General features: G+C 56.4%; 20 protein-coding genes. 3 read left to right on the forward strand and 17 right to left on the reverse strand.

All coding sequences use genetic code 11. The features are described from left to right. Positions 1-130: 130 nt before the first annotated feature. From BN3795_RS19920 to BN3795_RS19980, 13 genes are all read right to left on the reverse strand, one after another. Positions 131-943 carry a carbohydrate ABC transporter permease gene (locus tag BN3795_RS19920; RefSeq protein ID WP_198524779.1) on the reverse strand — a complete coding sequence of 271 codons (813 nt, stop codon included), beginning with the start codon at positions 941-943 and terminating at the stop codon, positions 131-133. 14 nt (positions 944-957) lie between these two features. Next, positions 958-1,845 carry a carbohydrate ABC transporter permease gene (locus BN3795_RS19925; protein ID WP_198524780.1) on the reverse strand — a complete coding sequence of 296 codons (888 nt, stop codon included), beginning with the start codon at positions 1,843-1,845 and terminating at the stop codon, positions 958-960. Positions 1,846-1,936: 91 nt separating this feature from the next. Further along, the gene (locus tag BN3795_RS19930; protein WP_068786447.1) at positions 1,937-3,253 is read right to left on the reverse strand and encodes an ABC transporter substrate-binding protein; all 1,317 of its coding nucleotides are present in this window, start codon (positions 3,251-3,253) and stop codon (positions 1,937-1,939) included. Positions 3,254-3,342: 89 nt separating this feature from the next. Continuing rightward, complete coding sequence (locus tag BN3795_RS19935) at positions 3,343-4,671, reverse strand: ABC transporter substrate-binding protein (RefSeq protein WP_068786448.1); 1,329 nt, start codon at positions 4,669-4,671, stop codon at positions 3,343-3,345. Continuing rightward, complete coding sequence (locus BN3795_RS19940) at positions 4,661-6,247, reverse strand: response regulator (RefSeq protein ID WP_068786449.1); 1,587 nt, start codon at positions 6,245-6,247, stop codon at positions 4,661-4,663. Before BN3795_RS19940 ends, BN3795_RS19935 begins: the two co-directional genes overlap by 11 nt. A gap of 56 nt (positions 6,248-6,303) precedes the next feature. After that, a complete protein-coding gene (locus tag BN3795_RS19945) occupies positions 6,304-8,076 on the reverse strand; it encodes a cache domain-containing sensor histidine kinase (RefSeq protein ID WP_068786450.1) in 1,773 nt (590 codons plus the stop codon). 163 nt (positions 8,077-8,239) lie between these two features. After that, a complete protein-coding gene (locus tag BN3795_RS19950; protein WP_068786451.1) occupies positions 8,240-10,246 on the reverse strand; it encodes a hypothetical protein in 2,007 nt (668 codons plus the stop codon). 22 nt (positions 10,247-10,268) lie between these two features. Continuing rightward, the gene (locus BN3795_RS19955; protein WP_068786452.1) at positions 10,269-11,351 is read right to left on the reverse strand and encodes a glycoside hydrolase family 172 protein; all 1,083 of its coding nucleotides are present in this window, start codon (positions 11,349-11,351) and stop codon (positions 10,269-10,271) included. Between the two features lie 673 nt (positions 11,352-12,024). After that, the gene (locus BN3795_RS19960; protein ID WP_068786453.1) at positions 12,025-14,295 is read right to left on the reverse strand and encodes a DUF6259 domain-containing protein; all 2,271 of its coding nucleotides are present in this window, start codon (positions 14,293-14,295) and stop codon (positions 12,025-12,027) included. 25 nt (positions 14,296-14,320) lie between these two features. Then, positions 14,321-15,145 (reverse strand): carbohydrate ABC transporter permease, encoded by an 825-nt coding sequence (locus tag BN3795_RS19965; RefSeq protein WP_068786454.1) that lies wholly within the window; start codon positions 15,143-15,145, stop codon positions 14,321-14,323. Positions 15,146-15,174: 29 nt separating this feature from the next. Continuing rightward, positions 15,175-16,068: a carbohydrate ABC transporter permease gene (locus BN3795_RS19970; protein WP_068786455.1), complete on the reverse strand. Its 894-nt coding sequence runs from the start codon at positions 16,066-16,068 to the stop codon at positions 15,175-15,177. A 2-nt stretch (positions 16,069-16,070) separates the two neighbouring features. Beyond that, on the reverse strand, positions 16,071-17,495 hold the full coding sequence (locus BN3795_RS19975; protein WP_068786456.1) for an ABC transporter substrate-binding protein: 1,425 nt from the start codon (positions 17,493-17,495) through the stop codon (positions 16,071-16,073). Positions 17,496-17,581: 86 nt separating this feature from the next. After that, entirely contained in the window at positions 17,582-18,715 is a 1,134-nt protein-coding gene (locus BN3795_RS19980) for a DUF4185 domain-containing protein (RefSeq protein ID WP_232729989.1), read from the reverse strand. 313 nt (positions 18,716-19,028) lie between these two features. Between BN3795_RS19980 and BN3795_RS19990 the strand changes: the two genes are divergently transcribed. Continuing rightward, positions 19,029-19,928 (forward strand): AraC family transcriptional regulator, encoded by a 900-nt coding sequence (locus tag BN3795_RS19990; protein WP_068786459.1) that lies wholly within the window; start codon positions 19,029-19,031, stop codon positions 19,926-19,928. Between the two features lie 81 nt (positions 19,929-20,009). Here the strand turns inward: BN3795_RS19990 and BN3795_RS19995 are convergent, their stop codons facing one another. Next, entirely contained in the window at positions 20,010-20,975 is a 966-nt protein-coding gene (locus tag BN3795_RS19995) for an acetylxylan esterase (RefSeq protein ID WP_068786460.1), read from the reverse strand. 165 nt (positions 20,976-21,140) lie between these two features. Here BN3795_RS19995 and BN3795_RS20000 point away from each other — a divergent pair, with 165 nt between their 5' ends. Then, positions 21,141-21,473 carry a PadR family transcriptional regulator gene (locus tag BN3795_RS20000; protein ID WP_068786461.1) on the forward strand — a complete coding sequence of 111 codons (333 nt, stop codon included), beginning with the start codon at positions 21,141-21,143 and terminating at the stop codon, positions 21,471-21,473. Further along, positions 21,470-22,771 (forward strand): FtsW/RodA/SpoVE family cell cycle protein, encoded by a 1,302-nt coding sequence (locus BN3795_RS20005; RefSeq protein WP_068786462.1) that lies wholly within the window; start codon positions 21,470-21,472, stop codon positions 22,769-22,771. Before BN3795_RS20000 ends, BN3795_RS20005 begins: the two co-directional genes overlap by 4 nt. 315 nt (positions 22,772-23,086) lie before the next feature. On the opposite strand, the gene BN3795_RS20010 is transcribed toward BN3795_RS20005, so the two are convergent. From BN3795_RS20010 to BN3795_RS20020, 3 genes are all read right to left on the reverse strand, one after another. After that, positions 23,087-23,320 carry a DUF1450 domain-containing protein gene (locus tag BN3795_RS20010; RefSeq protein WP_068786463.1) on the reverse strand — a complete coding sequence of 78 codons (234 nt, stop codon included), beginning with the start codon at positions 23,318-23,320 and terminating at the stop codon, positions 23,087-23,089. Between the two features lie 31 nt (positions 23,321-23,351). Next, positions 23,352-23,654, reverse strand: coding sequence for a heme biosynthesis protein HemY (locus tag BN3795_RS20015; RefSeq protein WP_068786464.1), 303 nt, complete (start codon positions 23,652-23,654; stop codon positions 23,352-23,354). Between the two features lie 81 nt (positions 23,655-23,735). Continuing rightward, the gene (locus BN3795_RS20020; RefSeq protein ID WP_068786465.1) at positions 23,736-23,975 is read right to left on the reverse strand and encodes a hypothetical protein; all 240 of its coding nucleotides are present in this window, start codon (positions 23,973-23,975) and stop codon (positions 23,736-23,738) included. Positions 23,976-24,073 lie beyond the last annotated feature (98 nt).

The following is a 24,073-nucleotide window of genomic DNA, read 5'->3' on the forward strand; positions in this document are numbered from 1 at the left end:
CGCTCCTTCTTCCCTCACTTCGCACCGTGCTCCCTTAACCAAAGGGATAATCATGCAAAGGAGGTTGTGGAGATAACATGCAACGATCCATTCTAATCAAGGTTCAAAAATCCGGGTTTTCAGCACCGACTCACTTGATGCCGGTCATTTTGATGCCTTCGACGAGGTAGCGCTGCGCCACAAAGAACAACAGCAGCGTCGGCAACGCGGCGATGACCGCGGCGGCCAGCACTACGTTCCACGGCGTGTAATACCCGCCGCCGACGAGGTTCGCAAGCTGCTGCTGCACCACCCACAGCGATTCGCGCTGCGTGATGATCAGCGGCCACAAATACGCGTTCCAGTTGGCGACGAAGAACCCGATCGTCAGCGGAATAATAATCGAACGCGACAGCGGCAGCGCGATCCGGAAGAACGTGCCGGCCACCGACAAGCCTTCGATATAAGCCGCTTCCTCCAGTTCTTTCGGGAAATCGCGGTAAAACTGCCGGAACAGGAATATCCCGTAGGCATTAAAAATCGACGGTATGATCAGTCCGGCATAAGAGTCCAGCATGCCGAAGCTTTTCGCAATCAGGTACAGCGGGATCGTAATCACCGCAAACGGCACCATCAGCGTGCTTAACATCCAGGCGAAAATGTACTTTCGACCGGGAAACTGCAAGCGGGCTAAAGCGTATCCCGACATCGCGTGAAACAGCATGGCGACGACAGTGACGGTGATGCTGACGATCAGCGAGTTGCCGATCGAACGCAACAAATGCGTCGTTTGGATCGCTTCGGTAAAATTGCTCCAAGCCAGTTCCATGGGAACCCACGTCACGTCGAGCACATTCTCCTCCGACCGCAAGGAGCTGATCACGAGCAGGTAAATCGGGAACACCATCACCAGCCCCAACAGGACGGCGAGCAAATTCTGCGGCATTCGCTTCCATGTTCTCACTTGGGGTCACCTCCTTAGTCTTTGGCGGAAAACAGCTTCATTTGGACGAGGGACAGACAGAAGATAAGCAGGAACAGGACGAATGCCAGCGCCGACGAGTATCCCATGTTCAATAGCTGGAAGCCTTGCTTGAAAATATAGACGACGCTCACCTCCGTACTATTCGCCGGCCCGCCTTTGGTCATGACCATGATTTGGTCGAAAACCTGGAACGAGCCGATCGTCGTCACGACGAGGATAAACGTATTGGTTTCTTTGAGCAGCGGAAACGTAATGCTCCGGAATATCTGCCAGCGAGAAGCCCCGTCGATCGTGGCGGCTTCGTAATAATCCTTGGGGATTTCCTTGATCGCCGACAGGAAAATAATCATGTTATAGCCGACGTTGATCCACAGCAGCACCGCGACGATACTGTACAGCGCCTGGGAGGTCGAGCCGAGAAATTGCTGCGGCTGGCCGCCGAAGAACGACAGGATCTCGTTGACGATCCCGTTGCGGGGATCGAGCATGTACATGCCGATGATCGCCGAGATAACCGACGTGATCGCAAACGGAATCAGGAACATCGTCCGCACGGGGGAGACGATTCTTCCTTTCAACGCGTTCAGCATCACCGCCGAACCAAGCGAAAGGCAAAACAGCAGCGGAACGTAGACGACGGTAAACTGCAGCGTCTTGCCGACGGAATGCCACCAGTCCGCATCTTTTGACAAGCTGACGTAATTATCAAAGCCGATGAACTTCATCGGATTCAACGCGTCCCAATCATGCAAGCTGACATAGAACGCGTAAACGATCGGTAAAAAAACGAAGATGAACAAGCCCAGCAGATCGGGCAACAAAAAACAGTAGGCCGTGATTCGTTCCTGCCATAATCTTGTACGCCATTTGCGCGGAATCACTTCAACCCCTCCTCCAAAGAAGATTCGGGGGAGGCGGGTAACCTGTAAGCAACGCCCGCCCATCCCCCAATCCGACTTATGCCTTGTTTCTTTACTTCATTGCTTCATTGATTTTGGCGTCGGCGTCTTTGGCGGCTTCCGCCCCTGTTTTGTTGCCGAACATGACTTGCGTCATCGCATCGCCGATCGCTTCGACGACGTCCGGGTTATACACCGGCTCCGGAATGGCCGATTCGTAAATTTCGTTCGTGAACACTTGGCGCAAGCCTTCGTTGTAAATTTCTTTGCCGGCTTCCACCACCGATTGGCGGGCAGGGTAAGCGAACTTCGTTTCCGTCGCCCATTTCAGCGGACGGGAGGTGTCGGCGTCAGCAAAGGCCCACATCACGAACTTGGCGGCTTCCTCCAGGTTTTTGCTCTTGGCGTTCACGGCGAATTTCCAGCCTCCGGCCGTCGTTACCGCTTGGCCTCCGTCCGGAATCGGCAGCGGGGCGAGCTTGATCGGAACGTCGCCGTAGACCTCCTCGATCCGGCTGACCGCCCAGGTTCCGGAAATTTGCATGGCCGCCGTCTTTTTGCCCAGATTATCGATCTCCCAAGGGCCGTACTGCAGCTTGGAAGGCGACAGCTTCTCCCGGAAGAACGTGCCCCAGAAATCGAGCGCTTTCGCCGTCTCCGGCGAATTGAACGCCGACGTCTTGCCGTCGTCCGCCAGCACCTTGCCGCCGGCTTGCCACAGGAACGGATAGAAGTTGAAGTTGAAGTAAGCGCCTTTGTCCGGCGGAAGCACGAGACCGGCCACTTTATCCGTCGTCAGCTTGCGGGCGGCTTCCAGCAGCTCATCCCACGTTTTCGGCACTTCTACGCCGGCTTGCTTCAGCATGTCTTCGTTGTAGTAAAGGCCCAGAAGCTCCATCTCGTAAGGCAAAGCCAAAATTTTGCCGTCCACCGTCACCGCATCCAACGCGGAAGGAAGGAAGTCTTCTTTGACCCCTTCCGGGAAATACGGCGACAAATCGGCCAGATACCCGGAGTTGGAGAATTTCATGAAGTCACCGGGGCTGATCATGTAAATGTCAGGACCATTTCCGCCGGAAAAAGCGATCGGCAGTTTCGTCGAGGTGTAATCGGCTTGGTTGTAGGTGGAGTAGACGATTTCCACGTTCGATTGCGAAGCGTTGTACGTTTTGACGAGATCTTCGAAATATTTCTGCTCGGCTTCGGTGTGCATATCCCAGAACTGCAGCTTGACCTTCTCCTTCGTCCCTCCGCCGTTTGCGGCCGGGGCTCCGTCCGAACCGGCGTTATTCGCCTGATTGTTCGAACCGTTCGCGCCGCAGCCGGCCAGGAGAAGGAGCAAAAGCGCCATCAGAGCGGGCAAAACGATCTTCCAACGAGTCTTCTTCATCTCTTATGAATCCCCTTTCATTTGTGGTCGACTTCAGTATAGTCGCCGGGGATTCATGCTCGTAACGGGAAATAATTTCGGAGGGTGGATTATTTTTCGCTGTCCGTCAGGTAGTCGGTAATTTGCCGATAGGTGCTGGCGGCAAGCTCATCGGGCAGCGCTCCGCCGTACAATAAACGCTGGAGCGAATCGGTGAAAATACCGCTGATTTCCGCCGGATACTGCGGCTCCTGCCGCTCCGTACCGTAGATCTGCTCCGTGAACACCCGGCGAAGTCCTTTTTGGTACAATTCGCCGCCCGCTTCCATGACCGATTTGCGCGGGGAGTAGGCAAACTTCACCTCGCTGACCCACTTCAACGGGAGTTCCGGCTCGCCGGCAAACGCCCACATCACGAATTTCTTGGCTTCGTCCGCGTGTTTGCTGAAATGGTTCACGCCGATCTTCCATCCTCCGGCGATCGTGACCGGCTGTCCGCCGTCAGGCACAGGAAGCGGAACGACACCGATCGGTTTGTCAGCGTAAATCGTCTCCAGCATGCGGATATTCCAGGTGCCGCTGACCTGCATCGCCGTTTCGCCGCTGGCCAGGATGCCGATATCCGTCGTCGGGCGGGACGGGTGCATATTCAGCAGCCCCCGATCCGTCATGTCGCGGAAAAAGCGGAACATCGTGTCGGCGCCGGGAGCGTCCAAGCCCGAGGCCCGCCCGTCTTCAGACACCAAATCCGCCCCGGTCTGCCACAAAAAAGGGAGCCAGGCGAAATTTTGATACACGCTTTGGAACGTCTCCATCGTCAGCCCGCTGACGCCCGGCGCTTTCAGCGCTTGGGCCGCCGCTTCCAATTCCGTCCAAGTCGCCGGCGGCCGAATCCCCTTCTCGCGAAACATCGCTTCGTTGTAATATAAGCCGAGCAGTTCCGTTTCGAACGGCACCGCGTAAATCTGCCCGCCCAGCGTCACCGATTCCAGCGCCGCCTCGTTGAAATCCCGCCGGATCTCCGGCGTGAACTCCCCGGTGAGCGGCTCCAAAATCCCCGCATTCTCGAACCGCCGGATCGTTCCCGGGGATACGAAAAACACGTCCGGCCCATGTCCCGAAGCAAACGAAGCCAGCAGCTTGCTGTCGGTAAAGTAGTCGTCGCTTGAGATAAAATCGACCTGGATTTCCACGTTCGGATGCTCCCGCGTATATTGCTCGCCCAACCACTTCCAGAACTCGAACTCCTGGCCCGTGTGAAAGCTCAGCAGATGCAGGACGATCCGGTCCGGGTCGGCTTGCGTGACTTCCGGATGATCCAGCAAAATATTAAGGTCGCCGCGTTCCGCCGCAGGCTGAGGCGACGGCCGGCAAGCGGCGAGCAGCAGCGTTACGGCCATGACCGGCAGCAGCCAACGCCAAATCGCCTTACTTCTCATCGTCCTCGTCCTTCCGGTAGAAAAATTGCCGATACTCCCCCGGCGTCACGCCCTCCGTTTTTTTGAACAGCCGCGAGAAGTATTTCACGTCTTGATACCCCACCATCTCCGAAATGTGGTACAGTTTCAAATCCGGGTCCATCATCAGATTTTTCGCCTTATCCATCCGGAACTGGGTCAAATACTCGATAAATGACATCCCCATCTCCTGCTTGAAAAAAGAACTGAAATAACTGCTGCTCATCCCCGCCTTGCCGGCCACGTCGTTCAGCGAAATATCCTGCATGTAGTGGCGATGGATAAAGCCGACCGCCGTTTCCAGCGTACGGTTGTGCTTCTGCTGCTTTTTCCATTCCGCCTTGTCGATCGCCGCCGCCGTCAGCTCATCGACGAACCGGATGAACTCGTCGGCGGAGAAATTCACCTGAAACCATTCGTAAGGCTTGAGCTCATCCTGGAAGACCAGGGCGGTGATTTTCTGCTCGTGCACATAGCGAACAACGGAGGATAGCAATTGCAGACAATACCCATGGAATACCGGGTAAACGACGTTTTGCTCCAACACCGTGCCGACGAAGCGGCGCAGCGTTTCCCGCGCCCGGGGGCCGTCTCCTTCGCGAAGCGCCAGCACGAGCGCTTCGTCCAGGTCACTCGGATAGCCGAGCGCGTTCCCGTTCCCTTCCGTGTTCGCCAATTCCCCATGCTCATGCACGAGACCGCTCCCGCAGATCCAGCGGTTCAGCAGCGCTTCGCGGGCTTCGGCAAAGGCGCGCGGCAGCTCGGCGAAATCGCCCGCGCGGCCGCTGATTCCCACCGAAATGGAGATCCGCACCCAACGGCGGACCTCATAAATCATCGATTCATAAACGTCCCTCGGACAAGGCCCGTCAAGCAGCAGGAAATAGATTTGCGACGCGCTCGCAAACAAGAACCGGCTGCCCAAATCCTCCCGATTCTGCAAAATTTCGTACGCGATGTTCCGCACGGCGAACACCACCAACTGACGGTCTCCCCATTGGTCCTCGGTCACCAGCTCGTCGAAGTCCTCGATATCGATCGCGATGACGTGATAATCCCGGACGGCTTCGGGAAGTTGTCCGCGCAGCCGGTCGAGATGGTCGGCGGAGTCTTCGATGCCAAGCAACCAATCCTTCCACAGCTTGGCGTAATGGAAATCGGCGGAGATCGCCGGAACGCCTGCGGCCGGCTTGCCGATTTCTTGCTTCAAGCGGCCGAGCAGATCGCGAACCTCATCCGGTTTCAACGGCTTGAGCAAATAATCGAACGCCCCGAACCGGATGGCGGTTTTAGCGTATTCGAAATAGCCGTACCCGGACAAAATAACGACTTGAACCGGATACTCGCGCAGCGCGTTCAGCAAATCCAATCCGTTCATGTTCGGCATGCGAATATCCGTGATCACGAGGTCGGGCATATCCTTGCGCACCAGCTCCAGCGCTTCGTTGCCGTTTTTGGCTTGGCCCACGACCGTCCATTCGGCGTCCAGGGCAGGAATTAGCTTGGTGAGTCCGCTGCGGACCTTCGGCTCATCGTCGACGATCAATGCTTTATACATGTCATAGCCTCCTAGGTTTGATTGATCCGGGCTTCGCCTTATCAAGCGTCGCCTCTTCAAGCGATTGCCGGAATGACGATCGTAATCGTCGTTCCTTCCCCGTAAACGGAATTCACCTGCACGCCGAACTCCGGCCCGTATTCCAGCTTCAGGCGGTCGTTCAGGTTATACATCCCGATGCCGTGCACCAACCGGTCGCGAATCATCTGCAGCTTCTCCTCGGGAATCCCGCTTCCGTTATCCCGGATGCGGATCACGAGCACCCGACCGTCCTCTTGCAGTCCCATCGACACGTCGATACGCCCGCCCGATTCCATCTCTTCCATCCCGTGCAAAATCGAGTTCTCCAAGTAGGGCTGCAGCAACAGGCGCGGCACTTTATAGCCGTAAATGGACGGGTCGACGTCGAACCCGATTTCGAACCGCTCCTCGAACCGCATCTCTTGCAAATAGGCGTAATTCCTCGCCCATTTCAGTTCCTCTTCGATCGTGACGAGCGGAGCGCCCGGCCGGATCGCGTAACGCATAATGTCGCTCAGCGACGTGATCATGCCGCTGATCTCCGGCTGCTCCTTCTCGATCGCGATCCAGTTCATCGCATCTAGCGTATTGTAGACGAAGTGAGGGTTGATCTGCGCTTGCAGCGCTTTGATCTCGGCTTCTTTTTCCTGCTCGGAGATGACCTTCACTTCATGGATCAAGTCGTTGATTCGGCTGCTCATGCTGTTGAAAGAGCTTTGCAGCAACCCGATTTCGTCCTCCGATTGCGCCTGCAGGCGGTATTCAAAATTGTCCTTCTGAATCCGTTTCATCGCCACCGCCATCTGGCGGATCGGTTTGGTGATGTAATGCGTCGTCAGCCAGGCCAGCAGCACGAACAACAAGGCGAAGACGCATAACGTTACGATAAAAAACCGCTTCAGCGAACCCGATGCCTGCAAGGCGTCGGACTGCGGCATTAGCGAGAAGTAATACCAGCCGTTGTAATCGGAGCGCTCCATGCCGATGCGGTAAGGCTTCCCGTTCAAGTCCATCCGGGACAACGCGTCTCCGCTTGCGATCATCTCCTTGAAAAAGGGCTGATCCGCCAGCTTGAGCCGATACGCCTCGTCGTTGCCGTGCCACACGAGGTTCCCGTCGCCGTCCGCGATCATAATGACGCCCTGCGGGCTGACGCTGACGCCTTTCACGATGCGATCCAGCGCGGAGATTTTGACGTTCATCATCAGCACGCCGATATTTTGCAAGGAATCCGTCACGTCTTTCACCAGCATGCCTGCCGGGATGTAGTAGGTCGAATAGTTGAAATAATTGTTCGCGGGCATTTCGTACGTCGGCAGCCACGTAATCTGTCCCGCCCTCGCCTCGATCGCCCTTGTCCATTCGGGATGCCGCTCCAGGATCGGCCGGAACACGCCGGAACCTTTGATGTCGGCAAAATACATCGCCCCGTTCCTGGCGAGCAGGTAAATCGAGTCGATGTCCTCCTTGCCGCGCAGCGAATCGCGCAAAAACCGGTTGACCGTATCCTCGGCGTTGGCCTGGGCCCCCTTCGCATTTCGACCGTCCATCCGGCTAAGCTGCTCGATCAGCGGGCCGTTGTCGTAAATCGTGAGCATGCGGTTTTCAATCTCCGACAGCAGCTGGTCGACGTTGCTGCGAACCAGATGAAGCGACTGCAGCGCTTCGCGGTCGGCCCGCTCGGCAGCGAAATTGCTGGAGCTCCGGTAGAAGATAAACCCGGCAAACACAAGCGGCGTCAAAATAAACAACACGAGCATCAACATCAGCTTGTTCCGGAGTTTGGCGTTTTTGAGCCTAGTCCACATCAGGGCGTTTCTCCTCCAGTCATTAAGCGCTTACAATGTTGGGATTCCAAATTGTGGAATCGATTGCAGATCTCTAACCAAAGTATACGGCCCCGCTGCCGTTTCGGCAAAAGAAATCGGATTCATTCCTGAAATTCCCGGTTCCGGCCGCCCCGACCCAGCCTCAAATGTCCAATTCCGGATGATGCGCTTTGATCCGCAAGTAGCTTTCCGCCGCGGCTCCGTTGCCCCAATCGAAAATCGTAAACTCTCCCATCCCTAACCCCTGTTCGTTCACCTCCCCTCCATGCCCGTAGTTTTCCATCATAAAACCGTAATCCCGTTCCCCGAAAAAAGGAAAAGCCTCCTCCCATTGCGCTTTCGTCTTCGGATTCTCCGGGCAGTACATCATGACGAAGGAGGCTTTGAGGGCGGCCAGCCCGCGCTCGAGATATTCCGCCCTTCCGAGTTCGCGGCCGTACTCCAGAATCAATTCGGCGAACAGGCTTTGCCGGGAATCATTCCACTCGCCGTCGGCGTTCATGACTCCGAATCCTCCCAAAACATCAATATACAGATAGGGAGGCTGCCAGGAGGCTTGCGTCATCAGCATTTCGTCCAGACATCGTTCTCCCTGCCGCAAATACGAAATCTCGCCCGTCTGTCTGTAACACGCCAGGAACGCCTCGGCGGCCCAAAACATCGAGAAATTGCATTGCTTATACATCTTGTTGCGCGCATATTTTCGGCCGACATGATCTTTGCCACCAAACCCCGAGCAGGACCAGTACGTCTCGAAATCCTCCCAGCGGCCCTCGGGCAGCACTCCAGCCGCGACCGCCTCCGCCGCCCGCAGCGCGGCTTGAATATAGCGGGCCTGGCCGGTCAGTTCACCGAGCCGGAGCAAAAACGTAACGGACACCGCCGTCTCCGGCGAATCCCGCAGCGCCTCAAGCGGCTCCAGGGTATGCCAATCCAGCCAAGCCGGGAAAAAGCCCCGCGCATCCTGAAGCGCGATCAACGCGTCCCCGTAACGAACGGCATAGGCCAACAACCGCGAATCCCGCTCCAGCTCTTCGTACCACCGAAGCATCCATAACGCCGTCCAGCTCATATCGGCAATATGATAAGGTGCTTCCTTGATCCGGCGATCCGGCAGCGGGTTGCGGTCGGAATTTCCCCAGTACGCGGTATCCCATCCTTTGGAGCGATGAATGAGCGCGTCCCCGATTCGGACTTGCTCCATTTCCGTGGCGATGACCGACGGAAAAAAGCCGCTGCGCTGCGGCGCTGACAACGCCAGCTCCTTCATCAACCTCGCCCGCCGGAGCAGGTCCGGATCATCCTGTTGCCGACCGTATCGAAATACGCCCGCTGCCGAGCGAAGCGAGCTGAACCACGCCTGATTCCAAATGGAGCGGGTCTCCCGCTCGCTGGCCGGCCCGGGATAATTCGGGCTTTGCGTAACGTTGACGATGAACGCCGGCGCCCCTACCTTTATCCCGTTCAGCTCAAATTCCTGCCACACCTGCCGTTCCCAATGCTTGAACGCCCAGCGGTACGCATAACGCACGAACGGCGCCAGCGGCGCGGTTAAGGGCGCACCGGTCCGGTAAAGCGGCGCTCCCCACCGTTCCCAAAGGAAGCGCAGGACCGCACGCCACGGGTTGGCCAGTGCCTCCGGCGCGTCGCTGACCATCAGGTAAAAGCCGACTTTCACGCGGCCTGCGGCGTAGCTTGCTCCGGGCTTTTTTTCGTAAAGCACATGTTCCTTTACCCGGCTATCGCCCATGCCCAGCACAAGCTCGTTCCGGGAAGCGTCATTATCCATATACCAGCGGACCTGGCTCCCCTCCCCCAGCAGATCGAGGTCGGGGATCAGCGCCAGCATCCGCCGGTCATCCCGGACGATCAACGCCGGGGAGCGGAAGCTGTGCTGGTCGATCACATGGCGGTCGGTCGGGGTCAAATGAGGCGCCCAATGGAAAGAGGGGGCAAAGGCCGGTACGACCTTCACCCTCCAATCATCCTGCCGGACCGGACGATCCAGGCGAAATGTCAGCCTAAATTGATACACGCCGGGTTCCGGCTCGCTGCCATGCACCTCCGGCTCCATGCCTCCAAGGAAATCGTACGCGATCGATGCGGCGAATGCCGACAGGTTCGGGCCGGGCGAAATGCTGCCTAGCATGTTATCCTCTCCTTTAGCTCGCTTAAATGACTTCCAGTCCGTCGTTATCCGGCAGCTTCGGGTAAGCCGCATGCGGCTCCGATTGATACCAATAGCTGACGGAGGCGATATCGTCCTGCAGCGGCAAATACCGACCGCCGGACCGCCAGCCCAGCGCCTGGATCGTGACGCGCAGATCGCTTTCGAAGCGGATCGGGTCCATCACATGCCAGCGGTACATGCCGAAACGCTGCTGGCTCCGGTACAAGCCGTCCGGCTTGATGATCTGATGGAGACCTAAGTACGCCGTGGAAAAGGAGGCGTATTCCCCTTTCGGCTGCTCGAAGTTCCACGCTCCGCCGAAATAGTCTTCCGTACCCGTGCCGCAAATGGTCGGATAATCCTGATCCCCGTCCATGTAGAACTTGATCTCTCCTTCGCCCCACCAGCCGTTGTTGTTCACCTGCCAGGCCAGATAAGTGCCCACGTAGTGGCCTTTGCCGCGGACGCCGTCCAACAGCACGTGCACGTCCTTGTAGCGAACCGGGTTGCTTCTTCTCCATTGGGCATGGAAATAAGCGGCATCGTCCGGGACCTCGGTCAAGGTGTAGTCGATTTGATAATACAAGACGACCGGCGACCCCATCCGGTTTTCGACCGTGATTTTGGCTTTTTGGCGAAACGGCATCACCCAATAGCTGTTCATCCCCCCGGCCGGATTGACCGCCACCGGCAGCGAGTTGACGTTGCTGCGCTCGCACCAGCCGTTGCAGAAGAAATCACCCAGCGGCGTTTCCACACTCGGTTCGCTCTCCCCGTCCCAGTACATCCGCAAAATCAGATGCCGCCAGCTGTCCGGAAAGCAGGTCAGCCAGATATGCTGAATCGCTCCCGGCCCGTCGATGTCCGCCACCGTCAAAGTCTGCCCCGGCGCGATGTTCACCGATGGCGATACCTTCCAGCCCTGGCCGAGGTCGCGGGCGCACTCCGCCCCCGTGCCTTCGGTGGCCATGCCGCCTTGGCCTTTGGCGCCGGTAAAGTTCTCCGCGCTGATCGAACGCGTCTTCGCCGGCGACATCCGGTACAAATTGCCTAATCCTAGATCCAGTCCGTTAAATGGGTTCATGGTCATCTCTCTCCCTGATAAATAGTGTTCATTCGAAAAATAGCGGAACATTATGGTCCTATTTTTCAATGAATCGTACAGAATGCAGTGATCTCCCAAATATAGCGCCATAAACTTCCGCTATAGGCTCACTCGCGTAAGTTTTTCTACCGGCGATCTTAAGCAGCTATCCCAACTTTTTACTTGCCGCACTCCACTAGCAAGCTAACGGAAGCCAGAGGCGCTATTCACTGCCTTGGGGGCAGCTTCCGATTCTAACGGAACTAGGAGACCTTATTTCGGCCAAAAGCGGCTAATGGGGCACCGTAAGGGTCCAATAAGGTCTCTGGATTCCGTTACAGCGGGAAATTGCCGGGAAATACGAACATAAGGTCACTACGTTCCGTTACATTCGTTGCGACCGCCGCGATCCGTTGCGATGCGATGCGATCCGATCCGATTCGATGTGATGTGATGTGATCTGACCCGTTGCGATTCGATGCGATGTGATCCGACCCGTTGCGTTGCGATGTGATCCGTTGCGATGCGATCCGATGCGATTCGATGTGATCCGTTGCGATGCGATCCGATCTAATCAGCTACGACCGTTACAATCCGTTGCATCTGTTACGATCCGATCTGTTACGATCCGATCTGTTACGTTCCGTCGCGCCGCGAATCTCCTGGCCGCATATTACTCTTCACGCGTAGGCTTCACGGGATGCAGCATCGCTTCCAGCAACACGATGCTACGCGGGGGAATCGTCAGTTTGAGCTCCCGGGCATCCGCATGGACGGTTTCGGGCTTCCGCCGCTCCAGGCCCGGCGAATACATGTGGCAGCGCAGCTCCATGACCGGTCCGGCCACGGGAAGATCGTCCGGGCACAACGCCACTTCCCGAACCTCCTCGCCCACGTTGGCGAAAAATAACCCGACGCTTTCGTCGCGATATTTCCATGCCGCATGCACGATCCTTTCCACGCTTAGGCTCCCCGCATCGTTATACTCCAGGGAACCGATCCCGTGGTTGTAGTGGAACCAGTCCAGCGTCACCCGACCGGCATCGAGGGAAAGCGGCGGCAGCATTTCGCCGTAAGCGAGATACTTGTTGCCCGCACCGGTTCGCAACGCGGCAAACAGACTCAGATAATCCGCCCGTTCCTCCGCAAAAGCGTACCCCCGCGGCTCGAACGCGGCGTAATGCTCGTCGCTCCCGTTCTCCACGCCGTCCAACGCTTCCATCGGGCTGTATTCATAATTGAGTTCATACAGCCCGCCCCACAAATACGTTCGCGCCACCGTGAAATAAAACAGGTCGCCGATTTCCGCCGTCAGCTTGCCCCACCCGTCCAGCCTGACGGGACCGTACTCGTGGTACACGTAAGCAAACAGCGGCACCAGCTCCGCGTCCCCCGTCTTCAGCAGGTCCCGGAACGGGTAACCCTCCAACGGGGCGGCCGGTTGACCGCCGGCGCGGGCCTGGTAGAAATCGAGCACGTCCAGAAACGTTTCGTTCATCATTTCCGTGCCCATCGGCACGTATCGTCCCGCCGCCTGCTCCATCGCCGCTTTCGTCTCGGCGTAATTGAGCCGATACGCATCGGTGATCGCTTTGCCCCCGCCGACCGGATGGCCGTGGCTTGCGTCGTGACATGTCTTCAGGATGTTGTTCGCCGAAATGTCGTAATAAATCGCGTCCACGTCCGCTTCCCGTTGCAGCGTTTCGTCCCGGCGCTGGTGCAGCTCCCGGGTAAAGGGGGCTGCCGGACAGAGGAACGGGAACCGGTAAGCGTCGATGCTCTTTTTGTCCTCCGGGAACCGTTGAGCGGCCGTTTTGGCCCGTTCCCCGTCCGCCCCGGCGAAATTGAACAGATAGTCGAATTCGAATGGAGCAAACCGGTCGCCTTGCTCGCGGATGCAAGCGATGTTGTCCGGGTTGAAGCGGGTCGGGAACCAGTCGTCATAGCCGCCGGGCACACCCCGGCCGAACGTTTGCGGCGCTTTGCTCCAATCTGGACCGAGGATATGGAACAGCGGCGTCCCGATCCGCTCACGGTACTTGCGCAGCCACTTCGTCCGGTCGTAACCGGCGTTGACGCCAAACGTGGCCGCGCCAGCCTCCTCGTGCAACCAGCGGAATAGCTCCGCGTCGCTGCGGTCGCGCCGTTCGGCCAAAGTTCCTTTGGCGCACCACGGCTGCTGAACGGCCCAAGCCTTATAGAGGCCGGCCGCCTCAGGCCAGCCCTGCCCGCGAAGCAGTTGCACCTCCATCACGTAAGGAACCTCGATGCCCTTTCCGGGACCGATGTCCTCGCAGGCATGAATGAAGGACGCTTCCAGCCGGCCGCCTTCGTTTTTGTAGAAGTTGAGCCACTTGGCGTAACCGTCCGGATCCAGCGCCGCAAAATACAAACCGCCGCGCCCCTTGCCGTAATAGGCGAAGAACTGCATCGCCGCGCCGGAGAAGCTCTCCGGATAAGGCATGTAACGGAAGCCCATTCCGTCAGGCCGGAAATGCTTCAGCGGATTTCGGACCTGAAATCCCGTGGCAAAGCTATGGACGACAAAGTCGTCCTCGCCTCCGTCCGTGATCGCCCCGAGACCCGATAGGATTGGATACTCCAAGCTGAGGACGGGCGGTCCGTCCTCAGCGTTGTCCACCCCGCAGCGAAATTCCAGTTGATCCGCATCTTCCCGCAACCGGAGCGTCCCGGCAACCACCGGCCCTGCCTGGCTATGCCAGCGGAGCCGGCACTCCAGGAACCCCTCGCCCTGCCGTACCTCGTAAGCAAATTCGCGGAACCCGCCCGAAGTACCGTCTTCCGTCTCCAGCCGAAAGACGTCCCCTCCGGTGCCGCTTGGTTCGATGTATTCCCGTCCGTTCAGTTTATCGCGCAGGGAAACGATCGCACCGTTCTCCTCGCTAAGTCCCACGTACAGCCGGGAATTTTCCAATTCGATCACGCAGAACTTCCTCCTTTCGCCGCCGTTACTTCAACCCGGAGATTTTGATGCCGCGAATAATGTATTTCTGGAAGATCAGGAAGAGCACGATGGTCGGCACGGCCGCCAGGCTCGATCCGGCCATCAGCATTCCCATCTCCGTGCCGCGCTCCGAACGGAACGTGGCCAGATACTGCATGATTTGAAACAGGTTGACGTTCGTAATCGTCATCGTCGGCCAAACGAAGGCGTTCCAGTAGCCCAGGTACGAGCCGATGCCGACGATGACGAAAACCGGATACGACATCGGCAGAAAGATATGCGTAAAAATTTTGAAGCGTCCCGCTCCGTCGATCAAAGCCGCTTCCTCCAGCGCCAGCGGAATATTGAGGTAGAACTGTCTGATGAAAAACATGTGTCCGGCGGAAGCGACGCCCGGCAACACGAGTACGGCCAGCGTATCCAGCATCTGCAGCTTGGTTACGACGATAAACGAAGTCACCAGGATCGCCATGCCGGGAATGAACATCGTCATGATGACGTACACCCACAGCACCCGCTTGAAGCGGAATTCCAGACGGGCGAACACATAAGCGGCGGAGGCGTTGATCGCCAGGCTTAACACGGCAAACAACACCGCCCCGCCAAACGTTAGGATCATCGATTTGAGAAACATATTGTCCTGCAGGATAGAGATGTAATTTTCGACCAGCCACCGCTCCGGGAAAAACCGGAACGGCGTGGACAGCACCTCCGTTTTGGCCTTGAATCCGGCGATCGCCATCCACAGCAAAGGAAACAATGCGATGCAGGCGACCAGGATCCCGGCGGCATACAGGACGATTTTGCCGAACCGTTGATTGTTACTCATCGTCTCTTCGTCCTCCATCCGGGTTATTTTTAACCGTCCACCGCTTTATCCGAATTCAGCACTTTGAAAATGATCGCGGAGATACTGCCCAGCACGAGGAACAGCAGCAGCGCCGAAGCGATGGAGTGGCCCACCAGCACGTCGTTCCGGAAATGGTTGAAAATGTACAGGTTCGGCGTTTGCGTCTCGTTGAGCGGACCACCGCCGGTCATGACGAGCGGCAGCTCGAACTGCTGGACGGCCCCGGTGAAGCCGGTGATCAGCAGATACAAAATCACGTTTTTCAGAAGAGGCAGCGTAATCCGCAGCATTTTCGTCAGACCGCCGGCCCCTTCCAGCTCGGCCGCTTCGTAGTAGCTCTCCGGGATGTCAAGCAATCCGGCCAGCATGATCAGCGTCGTAATCCCGAAGCCGAGCCATACGACCGGCACCGCGATGCTCGCAAGCGCCGTTCGAACGTCGGCGATCCAAGCTATTTTTTCCAGTCCGACCAACCCGAACAGATAATTGGCCAGACCGGCGTCGTAATCGTAAATAAATGCAAAGACGATCGATGCGATGATGCCGGAGATGATCGTCGGAATGTAGATCGACGTTTTCACGAACCCGGACCCGCGTCTTCCCATGCCTTTGATCACGTGGGCGAAGAGGAAGGCCAGCACCAATTGGACCGGAACGACCATCAGCGAGAAGCGGAGGCCGATCAGGATCGACTTCGTAAACAACGGGTCGGTTAATACGTTCGTGAAATTGCGGAACCCGACGTAAACCGAATCCTGGTAAAAGCTCCAATCGTAGAAGCTGACCCGGATGGCATACACAAACGGAATGATCACGAACACGGTGAGCAGCGCCAGAATCGGCAGCAGCATGGCATATGCCACTTTGTTGTCATAACGAGGCTTGGAACGGGAACGATGCATCTTTACTCACCGCCGTTAGCTCTCGGGTTCGTCCCTGCCAGCTTCTGCTTCTCGATGAAATTGTTGATCTCTTTCTCCGCAGTCGCCAGCGCCTTATCGACGTCCTCGCCCTTCATGGCCTTTTCGATCGCGGTCGCGAAGAACATGCTGATGTCCCAAGGATATACCGGCTCCGCTTCGGAATAAGGCACAATCTTCTCGGAGATCAGCTTGCGCCACTCGTCGTTTTTCGCGTCGGGATCCTGATTCATCGCTTCGTCCACCGATTTGCGCGGCGAGAACTTGGAGAATTGGCTCGTTTTGAAGAAGTCGATCATGATGTTCGGATCCCCGGCCAGCAGCCAGCCGATATATTCCGCAGCCGCTTCGGGATGCTTGGATTTACCGTCGACGACCAGCGTCCAGCCGCCCAGGGTGGCGGTCGTTTTCGTCAGGTCTCCGTCGATCGAAGGCATCGGGGCAACGCCGATTTTATCCAGCATGTTTTTGTATTCGTTGCGGAACAAGCCGATCGACCACGATCCGCTGATCTGCATCGCGGTCTTCCCTTGCCCGAACGGCGCCGCGTCGGCGTAACCGGCCAATTGCTGCTTCGGCATGATCCCTTCCTGGTACAGCGTCTTGTAGAAGTTCAGCAGCTCCTTGTAACCGTCGTCCATGACATCCGCTTTGGACCAGTCGTCCGTGATCGGCAGATGCCCGGCTGCATTATATTGCAGGCCCCAACTCGACCAGCCGAGGTCCGGTGCCGTTTGGGCGATCGATACGCCGTACACGCCGTTTTGGGTCAGCCTCTTGCCGTAATCGATTAACTCGGCCCACGTCACCGGCGGTTTGGCGGGATCCAGCCCGGCGGCCTCGAACAGATCCTTCCGGTAATACAGCACCGCCGAAGGTTCCACCAGCTTCGGATACGCGTAATACTTGCCGTCCACCGTGACGAAACCTTTGATATTGTCGTACAGGTCGTCAAACAAGCTGGGGTCCAGATAATCGTTCAGCGGCAAAATCTGGCTTTGCTTCGCCGACGGCGCGAGGTTGCTGTAGTTCATCGTCATCACGTCGGGCGCCTTGCCGGCCGCCTGCGCCGCTTTCAGCTTTTGCGCCCAGGCGTCACCCGGCACGATCGTCAGCTTGACTTCGATATCGTCATGCGTCTTGTTGAATTCGTCCGTCCATTTCTTGAACCAGGCATCGGTCGTCTCCTCGAACTTATTGGCCCAAAACTCGAGCTTGACCTTCTCTTTTGGAGCTGCGTTACCGCCGGCTGTCGGTTCCTCGGCGGCGTTTCCGCCTGCCGTTTCCGCATTTCCGCCCGAAGCGGCATTCCCGCCGTTCCCCGCGCCCCCGCAGCCGGTAACGAGCAGGGCTACGATCAGCAGCGATCCCAATGTCCATGACCATCCTTTCAAACGACGCTGTTTCATTCGGTTAACCTCCCTTTTTTATTCGGCAAAACTTCTATTTAAACGCCTTACGGCGCTTAAACCTGTAAGAACCGAGCCCACAGGGCTCAATCGCCGGGGCCGATTTCCTCCAGCGCGGCTTTGAACCAGAACACGTTATACGGATCCCACAGCGATAAGGCAAAATAGAGCGTCCGCCCGTTGTCCGCAAGATACCGGTCATTCATGAAAGGCGCGTACAACCCCGGAAAATCGGCTGCCGGAACCAAATCGAGCGCGTCGCCCCAAGGTCCCCAGGGGGTTAGGCCTTCCCGGAGGACGACACCCTGGCCTTCCTTCAAATACGTCATCAGCCACCGCTCCAACCCCGGATTCCAGATCACCGACAGTTCCCCGACAGTGTCGTCCACCACGAGCTTGGCTTGGTCCAGCTCCTTGCTCCATCTCGGTTGTCCCCGCTCGTCTTCACCCGCAAAATATTCGTAGCTGCCAAAGTCCTCGATCCTTTGTTCCTTGACCCGCATCAGCTTGATGCCGCCGAAACGGCCGGACGGGATCGTCCAGAAATAGATTTCCGCCTCCTCGCCGTCCCCGATTTTGAACGGACTCACTTGGATAAACCCGCTGTCTCCCGGCCACTGGAGCCCATCCACGACCGACCAATGCTCCCCGCCGTCCTCCGATTTTGCCACTCCGGAGTAATTAACGTCCCACTCTCCCGGATCCCCCCAATGCTGGACCGACATAAAGTAAAGGTACATGGCTCCGTTTGCGGCCAAACCGTGCGTAGGGATCACGGTCATTTCGTCGTAATCGAGCTTCTTCGACGGGATCAGTTCTTTGGCCAACCCGACCTCATCCGTAATCATCCCGTCAAACGTAATCCCGTCGGACGGATCGGAATCCGAGCTGTAAGCCATGACGTTGGATCGCCAAAAGCTGCCGCCCCCTCCCGTCATCCCTTCCGGCCTTTCACCGAACGTGTCCCCGAAGACGAAGTAGGTTTGGTCTCCCATCGTGAACATTGAACCTAAGTCGGTTCCGTAGACGGCATACCGATCCGTACGGTTAAGCGAATCCTTGCCGGTCAATTGGGCAACTTGCTGCAGATCGGCGGTGCTTTTCAAAATAAACGTCTCCCCCGCGGGAGCGATCGTTTGCGGGAGCCTGGAAGAATCCCTGTCGCAGGAAGCGGTCAACAGGAGCAGCGCGGAAAGCAACATCAATGGCAAGCTGCGCATCGGTGATTCTCCCCTTCTTGGCATCCTCTCAGGGCAAAGCTGCCGATAAGATGACTCTTCCTCATATCTGCAATCGATTGCAGATTCCGTATAAGCAAGCTCCTTCGCCCGGTCCCAATCGTCGGCTTTGCTTCCGCCACGTTAAGCCCCCCTTTCGGTTCGGTGTTAACCGTGATATGATTGTAAGCGATTACATATTTGAATTTTACATGATCCTCCTGCCTGGTTCTATGTTGGGATTTGTGATTTTTTATCCATTCTTGCTATTGTGGCTGGGGGATTTGCTTCCAATCTTGCTATACAGGAGGAACGGATGAATAATCAGCCTATGACGCTTCAGAATTTAATTCATCGCCTGTCGCCCAACGTTCGGAGAGCCTGGAATCACCGGGTCGACGAGATGAGGCTGACGCCTCGCATCATTTTTGACTACGAGCTGCTGTATATGGAAAAAGGGGAACTCACCCTCCGCGTGGAGAACGAAACGTTCGTTGCGGAGCCCGGGGATATTTTGCTGTTCAAACCGGGATTGGAGCACGAATTCATGGAATCGCGGGGGGAGTGCTGGATGCCGCACATTCATTTTGACGTGCTGTATTACGAGGACTTCGAACAGGTACCGATCAATTTCAAAAATCGCAGCGAATGCACTGAAGAAGAACTGGCCTGGCTCCGGCCCGACATTCTGGGGACGGTCTTCGGCTTTCCCAACGTACTGCGCATCGGCAACCATGCCGAGGTGCACAAAACGCTGATGCAGATCATCCATGCCTACGAGCGGCGCGACGCCGACTACCCGCTGATGCAGAAATCGCTGGTGCTGCGCATCCTTTATTTGCTGCAAAAAGGGCTGAAAGCAAACGACAATGTGCATCTCGTCATGCATCAGCGCGCGATGGAGCGGGCGGTCACCTATATTATGGAGCATTACAACGAAACGGTTCCGCTGGAGACGTTATCCAAGATCGCTTGCCTCAGCGTGTTCCATTTCTCCCGTATTTTCAAGCAGACGTTCGACCTGACGCCCCATCAGTTCCAAATCCGCTACCGGATCGAGAAATCGAAGGAACTGATGATGTTTAACCGCTTGTCTTTGTCTACAATCGCCGAAAAGGTCGGTTACAGCAACGTCTACTCCTTCAGCAAAGCGTTCAAGCAAGCCGAGGGCATGTCCCCTCGCCAGTTTCTGCGCACTTACTCCAAGACAACTTAAACGGGCCAGGGGCAGCCCGGAAGATCGTAGTGCCGGCCCGCCCGAGACGGAAGGGGGAAAACGAAACCTCCCACGCCCCCCTCAAGGCCGCAAATGCTCGTGCAAAAAAGCGTACGCCTTCAACCGATGCTCGTCGGGCCCTTCCTCATGCCCCATAAACGGGTAAAGCAGCAGTTCCTTGCCACCTGCGGGATTGCGGTTGTACGCCGCAGCGATCGTCTCCGGCCAGCAGATCAAATCCTTGAAGCCCGCCGAATACAGCACGGGGATATTGATCTTTTCAGCCAAATTCAGATTGTCAAAATAACTCAGCGTCATAAGCACCTGCTCCAACGTTCCCGGGTTGCGATTGACGAATTCGGCGATTTCCGAGACGGAGCCGGTTGAATTCATCAAAGCGAATTCCAGATGGCACAGGTTCGGGACATTGGCGACCGCCGCGCGCGGGACCTCGCTTAACGCCGCCATCTGCAAAGCCAATCCTCCGCCCTGGCTTGTTCCGTACACCCCGATCCGCTCTGCGTCGATCTCGGGTTGAGCGCTCACCCACTGCAACGCCTTCCAAGCGTCGATCGTCATCGCCAGGCCGTAGAACTTCTCCGGCTCCAGTAAACCTTGCGTCATCCATCCTTTGACGATGCCCCGGTCAGAGGCCAGGCGATTCCCCGTTTCTCCCGATTGCCCGCGCGTGTCCACCGCAAAAACGGCGTACCCCATCTGCAGCCAAACCGCATAATTTTCCGGAATTCCCCGATGACATTGGTATCCTTGGTAAACCACCAGGCAAGGAAGTTTGCGGTCTCGCCCTTCCCCGCCGCTCGGAACCAAAAACCAGCCGTACAGCGGCGTCTCGTCGTAACCTTCAAACCTTACGCGGTGTGCGGCAACCCCTTGCATCAACGTATCCGCGGACTCCCGGCGGTCATGCAGCGGCTTGGCCGCAAACCGCTCCAGCGTCCGGCTCCAAAACTCGCCGAAGTCCTCTCTGGCCGTTCGCTCAGCCCGGTACCGCGCTACCTCCGCCACCCGTTCCTGAATCGCTCCCATGATTCGACTCCTCCGTTCATGTATTCGATAACCGAAAATGGAAAGACTGCATTTATTTTATCAAAGAAAACGTCAGCGGGGGAAACTTCTCGCCATATACCTAGATTTGCTATGCATAAAAATTCTATGTATAATACGGGTATGATTATGGAAGGTGGTGCCAACTTGAAAGTAAATAAAGAGCTGCTCAAAGGGAGCACCGGCATGCTGATCCTCACCCTTCTGAACGAGCGGGAACTGTACGGTTACCAACTCATCAAAGAGCTTGAACTTATGTCAGAAGGCGTGTTCGATTTGAAGGAGGGGACGCTCTATCCGATTCTTCACGCGATGGAGACGGAACACTGGCTTGAGTCCTATTGGGAGGAAGCCGAGGGACGGAAGCGCAAGTACTATCGGATCACGGACAGCGGCAAACGCCAGCTTCAAGAGAAAAAGCAGGAATGGCGACTATACGCCGGAGCCGTGAATCGTGTACTCGGGGAGGGACCGGCATGATGCGTCCATTGCATCCGTTGCTGCAGGAGTACGTCAACCGGGTATGCGGACAAGTGAAAGCTCGTGAGTTGTGCCAAGAGATCAAAGAGGAACTATCCGGCCACTTGGACGAGCTATGGGAGTCCATGCGGGCCGAAGGGCTGGACGAAGATACGGCTGCGCAGCGGGCGATTGCCCGGATGGGCGACTCGGAATCGGTTGCGCAGGGATTAAACCGGGTGCACAAACCGCGCATCCCATGGGCCCTGCTATGCACCCTTGCGCTGCTGCTGACGATAGCGCTGATTGCCGTATATGCCGTGCAGCTTAGCTATAATGCCGGAAACGGATTTTTGTCCGACGCCGATTTGTTCGTTAGACAAACGATTTTTATGGGGCTTGGATTGGCGGTTCTATTCGCGCTTAGCCGGATCCATTACCGGAAATTGTCCGGCTATTCCTCGCTGATCTACGGACTGTCGGTGATGCTTATCCTGGCCGCGCACTTGGGGAGTCAGCAGATTAACGGAGCGCGCGGTTATATCCTAGGCGGGATCAACCTCACGGCGCTATGTCCGTATCTCTTCACCGTTGCTGCGGCAGGATATTTTTCCCGGAGAGTTGAAGCACACCGGAACACTTTGTGGATGAGCTTTGTGTTCGGCATCCTCCCCTTGCTGTTGTTCGCGTCGATTCCGTCCTTTGCAAACCTGATATTCTATGCCGTCACCTTCTCCCTCATGCTGTGCTTTTCAAGGCAGGGCTGGCGTTGGGTTACGGCGTACCTTTCCCTCGTTACAGCGGCCTTCTTGCTGCCGATACTGCTAAGCGATGGCGGCCAGAACCGGCTGTTCGGATTTATTCTCCGAAATCGGGATCCGGAGGGGGCAGGCTATATCTATTTACAAATCGAGAAGGCCGTCCGTTCGGCCGGATGGCAGGGACACGGCTTCGGCTTGCCGATGCAAGAGCTGCCTGCCATTCATTCGGAAAGCCTGTTTACTTACCTGATCTACACGCTGGGTTGGACATTCGGCCTTATCGTTTTAGCAGGTGTCCTGCTGTTCATTTACCAGTTGGCTAAGGCGGCCATGACAGTAAGAGAAAATTACGGAAAAATGCTCATTGCCGGCCTCGGTTCTCTATTCGCTGTTCAATTCGCCTGGAGCGTCGGGATGTCGCTCGGGATCTTGCCTGTCTCGAAGGTACAGTTTCCCTTGATCGGATACGGAGGAAGCGGTCTGCTGGCCCAAATGGCGGCCATCGGACTGATTTATAGCGTGTATCGGCGGAAGGATATGGTACGAGTGGGGGGATAACGTACCCACGGATGCTACTTCCCACGAAATGCAAATGTGCAGGTGACTAGACTAATTCTACCTGATACTGACCAATCAAATGTATAAATACATCTCTTAAGGGCTTCTCGATAAAAAAAGGGGATAAGAGTCGGAAATGAACTGCACTTTTACAGGTGAGGTGTCCGTCTCGGGGAAATTCGACGAAAATCGCATGCACTTTGGCATTTGGTGGCTGCTACTCTAATTAACCGCCGGGGCATAAAGCCCCGGCGGTAATCGTTAAGCCGACATCATCAATCGGCCCGGATTTCAGAGGCTCATAAGCCCGTTGTTTTATGATTTCGGTTTCTTCACAAACGGTGCAGCCTTGGCCAGCACCTCTTCTTCCGTTGGTGCGCTGACGTATCTGCCGTTGATATATACGAATGCTCTTTTGCCGCACGGACCGCAATAAGATTTGCAGCCGACTTTGATCTCGGCGTCCGGCGCGAGCTTTTGCAACTTCGGTACAAACGTCTTCATGCGGATATGATTGCATTTATCGCAAATCCGAATATCGTTAGCCATGCCAGGTCCCTTCTTTATCGTTAGCTAAAGCTTAGTGATCCCCGTGATTGCCTTTGGATGGGTTGGTAATGACGAATCCTTCCTCCGGAAAATACAAATAATCGATCTTCAAGCCGTCGAGCAATGGGTCGGTGCCCTCCACGATCACATCGATGTCCTTGTCCGTTTTGACGATTTGGTCGCCTTCGGCGGGCTTGGCCAAATCCAGGCCATAGTGGGCGTGATCGCCGTGAGAATGCGTAATGAATACCTTCAGCGCCATTCCCTGGTTCTCTTCCTTGCCCAATTCTTTTTGTATCACTTTCGCCGCATTGCGGGTAATTTTGACGTTCATATGATCTCTCCTATCTCAAAAAATGGCTTCCTAACATTCCTATTGTAAAGAAACGCCGCCCAACAAGCAAGGCCGAGGCATTTAAACTCCCGGAAATTTCCGTTCCGTCCGGGTCACGAACCCGTTCATCAGCAGCATCGTCACCGCCATGTCATCAATCGGAATCCAGGGGAGTACATCCGGTAGAACCCAATAGAGTAACGCCGGAACAACTAACAACAGCTTGTCGGTGAACGGGACTTGGCCGGAAGTCAACAGCGGAAGAGTCCGGCGAAAAATATGGGACCAGCGACGAAGCGACCACCAGCTTTTCCATTTCATCTCCATTCCTCCCTGCCTGCCCTTGGGCCATAAATTTGCTATCCCGGTTAGGATACCCTATTTTAGCATGTTTCATGGCGCAAAAAAACGCCTGACGG

The sequence above is a fragment of the Paenibacillus phocaeensis genome (genome assembly GCF_900021165.1).
GTDB classification, from domain to species: Bacteria; Bacillota; Bacilli; order Paenibacillales; family Paenibacillaceae; genus Fontibacillus; species Fontibacillus phocaensis.

Coding starts and splice junctions, on each gene's coding strand:
- BN3795_RS19930 (WP_068786447.1), bottom strand. CDS start 3,253: ATGAAGAAGACTCGTTGGAAGATCGTTTTGCCCGCTCTGATGGCGCTT.
- BN3795_RS19935 (WP_068786448.1), bottom strand. CDS start 4,671: ATGAGAAGTAAGGCGATTTGGCGTTGGCTGCTGCCGGTCATGGCCGTA.
- BN3795_RS19940 (WP_068786449.1), bottom strand. CDS start 6,247: ATGTATAAAGCATTGATCGTCGACGATGAGCCGAAGGTCCGCAGCGGA.
- BN3795_RS19945 (WP_068786450.1), bottom strand. CDS start 8,076: ATGTGGACTAGGCTCAAAAACGCCAAACTCCGGAACAAGCTGATGTTG.
- BN3795_RS19950 (WP_068786451.1), bottom strand. CDS start 10,246: ATGCTAGGCAGCATTTCGCCCGGCCCGAACCTGTCGGCATTCGCCGCA.
- BN3795_RS19955 (WP_068786452.1), bottom strand. CDS start 11,351: ATGAACCCATTTAACGGACTGGATCTAGGATTAGGCAATTTGTACCGG.
- BN3795_RS19965 (WP_068786454.1), bottom strand. CDS start 15,145: ATGAGTAACAATCAACGGTTCGGCAAAATCGTCCTGTATGCCGCCGGG.
- BN3795_RS19970 (WP_068786455.1), bottom strand. CDS start 16,068: ATGCATCGTTCCCGTTCCAAGCCTCGTTATGACAACAAAGTGGCATAT.
- BN3795_RS19975 (WP_068786456.1), bottom strand. CDS start 17,495: ATGAAACAGCGTCGTTTGAAAGGATGGTCATGGACATTGGGATCGCTG.
- BN3795_RS19980 (WP_232729989.1), bottom strand. CDS start 18,715: ATGCGCAGCTTGCCATTGATGTTGCTTTCCGCGCTGCTCCTGTTGACC.
- BN3795_RS19990 (WP_068786459.1), top strand. CDS start 19,029: ATGAATAATCAGCCTATGACGCTTCAGAATTTAATTCATCGCCTGTCG.
- BN3795_RS19995 (WP_068786460.1), bottom strand. CDS start 20,975: ATGGGAGCGATTCAGGAACGGGTGGCGGAGGTAGCGCGGTACCGGGCT.
- BN3795_RS20005 (WP_068786462.1), top strand. CDS start 21,470: ATGATGCGTCCATTGCATCCGTTGCTGCAGGAGTACGTCAACCGGGTA.
- BN3795_RS20010 (WP_068786463.1), bottom strand. CDS start 23,320: ATGGCTAACGATATTCGGATTTGCGATAAATGCAATCATATCCGCATG.
- BN3795_RS20015 (WP_068786464.1), bottom strand. CDS start 23,654: ATGAACGTCAAAATTACCCGCAATGCGGCGAAAGTGATACAAAAAGAA.
- BN3795_RS20020 (WP_068786465.1), bottom strand. CDS start 23,975: ATGAAATGGAAAAGCTGGTGGTCGCTTCGTCGCTGGTCCCATATTTTT.